The following is a 5,027-nucleotide window of genomic DNA, read 5'->3' on the forward strand; positions in this document are numbered from 1 at the left end:
AAATACACACCGACCCCCCCCCCCCCCCCCCCCCCCCCCCCCACCCTTCTCCCCGCGGGGCGTCCCCCCCCCCCCCCCCCCCCCCCCCCCCCGCCCCCCCCCCCCGCGACCACCCCACACCTCGGCCGTGGAGCCCCATCGATGCACGTTCAGCACGGCGCGCGCCGCACCGGCGCGGCGCACGTCACCCTGCTCACCGAAGGCACCTATCCGCACAGCCACGGCGGCGTCAGCGTCTGGTGCGACCAGCTCGTCCAGGGCATGCCCGACCTCGACTTCGACGTCATCGCCGTCACCGGCACCGGACGCGAAGGCGTCGTCTGGGACCTGCCCGGCCACGTCCACAGCGTGCTGTCCGTGCCCATGTGGGGAGCCCCGCCCGAGGGCCGCCCGCCCCGGGGCCGGGCCCTCGCCCGGCTCGCCGACGCCTACGAGAACTTCCTGACCGCACTGCTCGACCCGGGGGCCGAGGAGCGGTTCCCGGCCGCGCTGTACGCCCTCGCCCGGGCCGCCGCCGAGGGCACCCTCAGCCCGTTCCTGCGCGGCGACCGGGCCGTCTCCCTGCTCGCCGGGGTGTGGACCCGCCCCGGACTCCCCGTCCGGGAGGCCCGGCCCACCCTGCACGACGCGCTCACCGCCACCACCCTGCTGGAACACGCCCTGCGCCCGCTGGCCGCGCCCCCGCCCCGGCACGGCGTGGCCCACGCGGTCAGCGGCGGCGTGGCCGTGCTGCCCGGCCTCGCCGGCCTGGAGCGGTACCAGGTCCCGCTGCTGCTCACCGAGCACGGCGTCTACCTGCGGGAACGTTACCTCGGCTATCGCACCGCCCCCTACCGCTGGCCGGTGAAGGCCGTCGTCCTCGGCTTCTTCCGGCTGCTGGCCGAGGAGAGCTACCGGCGGGCCGCCCTGATCACCCCCGGCAACCGCTACAACCGGCTGTGGGAGGAACAGGGCGGCGCCGACCCCCGGTCCATCCGCACCGTCTACAACGGCGTGGACCCGGCCGCCTTCCCGCCCGCCGGGCCCGAACCGCAGACGCCCACCCTCAGCTGGGCCGGCCGGGTCGACCCCATCAAGGACCTGGAGACCCTCATCCGCGCCTTCGCCCTGGTCCGCAAGGAGATACCCGAGGCGCGGCTGCGCCTGTTCGGCGGCACCCCCCGCGGCGGCGAGGCGTACCGGGAACGCTGCGAGGCGCTCGCCGCCGACCTCGGCCACGCCGACGCCGTCACCTTCGAGGGCCGGGTCGACGACATCAAGGACGCCTACGCGGCCGGGAACGTGGTGATGCTCTCCAGCATCAGCGAGGGCTTCCCGTTCACCCTCATCGAGGCCATGTCCTGCGGCCGGGCCACCGTCTCCACCGACGTCGGCGGCGTCCGCGAGGCCGTCGGCGACACCGGCCTGGTCGTGCCGCCGCGCGACCCGGACCGCATGGCGGCGGCGGCGCTCGAACTGCTCGCCGACGCCGCACGCCGCCGCGCGATGGGCGAGGCCGCCCGGCTGCGGGTGATCGAACAGTTCACGCTGCGCCAGACCATCGACACCTTCCGCTCCATCTACCTCGAACTTCCCCACCACGCCCGGCCGTCCACCGAACCGGCGGCGCGCGGGCAGCACCTCAGAGCCGCGGAAAGCCTCGCCGGATGAGCGGGCCCATGGCACTCGAACCGGGCGGCGCCGAACAGGACACCCTCGCCCTGCGGCTCGCCGTCCCGCCCGCCCGCGGCGACGACCGCACCCTGGCCCTCAGGCTGCCGGGCCACGGCGGCGACCCGGAGGCGGTGAGCCGGCTCGCCGCCGACCTCGCCGACCGCGTCGGCCCCGCCGTCCACCCCTACGAGGTCGCCGCCCTGCTGGAGGCCGAGGGCCTGACCGCCGAACAGATCAGACAGCGCTACGGCCACCCGAACCTCTTCTCCCTCGCCACCGCCCTGTACGAACAGGTGCCCCGCACCTACCCCGAGCCCGCCCCCGCCGCCGACCCCTGGCGCCCGGACACCCTGCGCTGCCTGCTGCGCGGGGTGCTGTTCGCCCTGCCGGGCCTCGCCTACCTGCTCACCGCGCCGCTGTGGCACCCGGGCCGGCACACCGCCGCACCCGTCGTCGCCGGCCTGGTCTCCTGGGCCTGGGGGCAGGCCCTCGGCCACCGCACCCACCTGCGGCTGACGACCGGCCGCCGGGAGGCCGCCCGCACCCTGCTCTTCGGCGCCCCGCTCGGCGCCGCCCTCGCCACCGCCGCCGCGGTCCCGCCGGCCGGCCCCGGCCCCGTCCTGCTCGCGGCGGCGGCCCAGTCGCTGTATCTCGCGGCGGCCGGCGTGCTGCTCGTGCTGGCCCGCGAGCGGCTGCTGCTCGCCGCGCTGACCCCGCTGATCGCGGGCGCCGCCGCCCTGCCCTGGTGGGACCCCGGCCCGGTGGTGCGCGCCGGGCTGCCGCTGCTGGCCCTGCTGGCCACCCTCGCCGCCACCGCCCACGTCCTGCGCGAAGCCCTCGCCCTCCCGGCCGCCGCCGTCGGCGGCCCCCGGCCCCGGCTGCGCCGGTCCCTGCCGTACGGGCTGTTCGGGCTGGCCGCCGGGATACTGGTGCTGCTGGAGGGACGGCACGAGCCGTACGCGGTGATCGTGCTGACGGTCAGCATGGGCCCCGCCGAATGGCTGCTGTACCGCTACCGGGGCCTGTCCGTGGCCGCGCTGCGCGCCGCCGCCACCCCGGCCGGCTTCCTGCTGCGCTCCGCCGCCGTCCTGGCCGGCTGTCTGGGCGCCTATCTGCTGCCGCTGCTGCCCGCCGCCCGGCTGGCCGGAGCCGCCCCGGCCACCCTGCTGCTCCTCGCGGCCACCCTGTGGACCGCGCTGCTCCTCCAGGCGTTCGGGACCGCCTGGCCGCCGGCCGTGATCTGCCTGACCGCCGCGGCGGTGGCCGGCCCGCTCCCACGGCCCGGACCGCCCCCCGGACCCGCCCTCCTGCCGCTGTGCTGTGCCGCCGCCGTCCTCGGCCTGGTGGCGTACGCGCTGCTGCTGCTCGGCCGCCCCGCCCGGCACGTCTGACCCCGTCCCCGCTCCGCCGACCCACCGGAAGGACACCCCAGTTGACCTCCCTACCGCTCGCCGCCGTCACCGGAGCCGAGGGCTTCATCGGCTCCCACCTCACCGAGGCCCTGGTCGCCTCCGGACACCGGGTCAGAGCCATGGCCCAGTACAACTCCTTCTCCTCCTACGGCTGGCTGGAGACCCTCGCCCCCGACGTGCTGGACCAGGTGGAGATCGTCCTCGGCGACGTCCGCGACCCCGGCTCGGTCCGCGCCCTGCTCGACGGCGCCGACGTCGCCTACCACCTGGCCGCCCTCATCGCGATCCCGTACTCCTACCAGGCGCCGCACAGTTACGTGGAGACCAACGTCACCGGCACCCTCAACGTGCTGGAGGCGGTCCGCGCCCTCGGCACGCCCCGGCTGGTGCACACCTCCACCAGCGAGACCTACGGCACCGCGCGGACCGTGCCCATCACCGAGGACCACCCCATCAACACCCAGTCCCCGTACGCCGCCTCGAAGGCCGGCGGGGACCGGCTCGCCGACAGCTACCACGCCAGCTTCGCCACCCCGGTCGTCACCCTGCGGCCGTTCAACACCTTCGGGCCCCGGCAGTCCATGCGCGCCGTCATCCCCACCGTCATCGGCCAGGTCGCGGCGGGGGAGCGCACCCTCACCCTCGGCGATCTGCGCCCCACCCGGGACTTCACCTTCGTCAAGGACACCGCGCGGGCCTTCCTCGCCGTCGGCACCGCCCCCGCCGAGCAGGTCGTCGGCCGCACCTTCAACGCCGGCACCGGCGGCGAGATCTCCGTCGGCGACCTGGTCGCGCTGATCGGCAAGGTGATGGACGCCGACCTCGACGTCCGCGCGGACCCCGCCCGCATCCGGCCCGCGAACTCCGAGGTGATGCGGCTGGTCTGCGACGCCACCCGGCTCACCCGGGCCACCGGCTGGCAGCCCGCCCACACCCTGGAACAGGGCCTCGCCCACACCGTGGAGTTCTTCCGCGACCCGGCCAACCTGGCCCGCTACAAGACCGGCATCTACAACATCTGACCCCGTCCGCACGGCATCGCCCCACGAAGGAGGAGCCCCATGCACGCAGTGATCCTGGCCGGAGGCAAGGGCGTCCGGCTGCGGCCCTACACCACCGCGCTGCCCAAGCCGCTCGTCCCGATCGGCGACCAGCACGCCATCCTGGAGATCGTGCTGCGCCAGCTGTCGGCCGCGGGGTTCACCCGCTGCACCCTCGCGATCGGCCACCTCGGCGAGATCATCCGCGCCTACGTCGGCGACGGCTCCCAGTGGGGCATGACCGTCGACTACGCCACCGAGGAGAGCCCGCTCGGCACCATGGGGCCGCTGCTCGGCCTCAGGGACCGGCTGCCCGAGGACTTCCTGGTGATGAACGGCGACATCCTCACCGACCTCGACTACGCCGATGTGCTGCGCCGCCACCGGGACTCCGGCGCGCCGCTGACCATCGCCACCTACGCCCGCAAGGTGAGCATCGACTTCGGCGTGCTCACCACCGACGCCAGCAGGGTCGTCGCGTTCACCGAGAAACCCAGCATGGACTACCGCGTCTCCATGGGCGTCTACGGCCTCAGCCGCGCCACCCTGGACGGCTACACGCCCGGTCTGCCGCTCGGCTTCGACGAACTCGTCCTGGACCTGCTGCGCGCCCAGAACCCGCCGCACGCCTACGACTTCGACGGATACTGGCTGGACATCGGCCGCCCCGACGACTACGACCGGGCCAACGCCGAGTTCACCAGCCGCAAGTCCCTGCTGCTCAAGGGAGCCTGAGTACCGCATGCGCATCCTCGTCCTCGGCGGCACCGGATACCTGGGCCGCCATGTGACAAAGCGGCTGCGGGGCCCGCCCGGTGCGCCGGGGCTCGCCACCGGCCTCTCTGTCAGCGCCGCTCTCTCCTCCCCCCCCCCCCCCGAACAGACAGGAAAGCTCCCCCAAGACCCCTGAGTGGCGGCCCCC

General features: G+C 75.2%; 4 protein-coding genes. All 4 read left to right on the forward strand.

The window, feature by feature from the left end; all coding sequences use genetic code 11:
* Positions 1–141: 141 nt before the first annotated feature.
* From pelF to ACZ63H_RS38355, 4 genes are read left to right on the forward strand one after another with little or no spacing between them, the layout of a single operon-like run.
* Positions 142–1,650: a GT4 family glycosyltransferase PelF gene (pelF, locus tag ACZ63H_RS38340; protein ID WP_469873085.1), complete on the forward strand. Its 1,509-nt coding sequence runs from the start codon at positions 142–144 to the stop codon at positions 1,648–1,650.
* The gene (locus tag ACZ63H_RS38345) at positions 1,647–3,044 is read left to right on the forward strand and encodes a hypothetical protein (protein WP_469873086.1); all 1,398 of its coding nucleotides are present in this window, start codon (positions 1,647–1,649) and stop codon (positions 3,042–3,044) included. Before pelF ends, ACZ63H_RS38345 begins: the two co-directional genes overlap by 4 nt.
* A gap of 41 nt (positions 3,045–3,085) precedes the next feature.
* The gene (locus tag ACZ63H_RS38350) at positions 3,086–4,087 is read left to right on the forward strand and encodes a GDP-mannose 4,6-dehydratase (protein WP_469873087.1); all 1,002 of its coding nucleotides are present in this window, start codon (positions 3,086–3,088) and stop codon (positions 4,085–4,087) included.
* 39 nt (positions 4,088–4,126) lie between these two features.
* On the forward strand, positions 4,127–4,840 hold the full coding sequence (locus ACZ63H_RS38355; RefSeq protein ID WP_469873088.1) for a nucleotidyltransferase family protein: 714 nt from the start codon (positions 4,127–4,129) through the stop codon (positions 4,838–4,840).
* The last annotated feature ends 187 nt before the right edge of the window (positions 4,841–5,027 follow it).

This window comes from Streptomyces sp. NPDC104831, from assembly GCF_055583025.1.

Coding starts and splice junctions, on each gene's coding strand:
- pelF (WP_469873085.1), top strand. CDS start 142: ATGCACGTTCAGCACGGCGCGCGCCGCACCGGCGCGGCGCACGTCACC.
- ACZ63H_RS38345 (WP_469873086.1), top strand. CDS start 1,647: ATGAGCGGGCCCATGGCACTCGAACCGGGCGGCGCCGAACAGGACACC.
- ACZ63H_RS38355 (WP_469873088.1), top strand. CDS start 4,127: ATGCACGCAGTGATCCTGGCCGGAGGCAAGGGCGTCCGGCTGCGGCCC.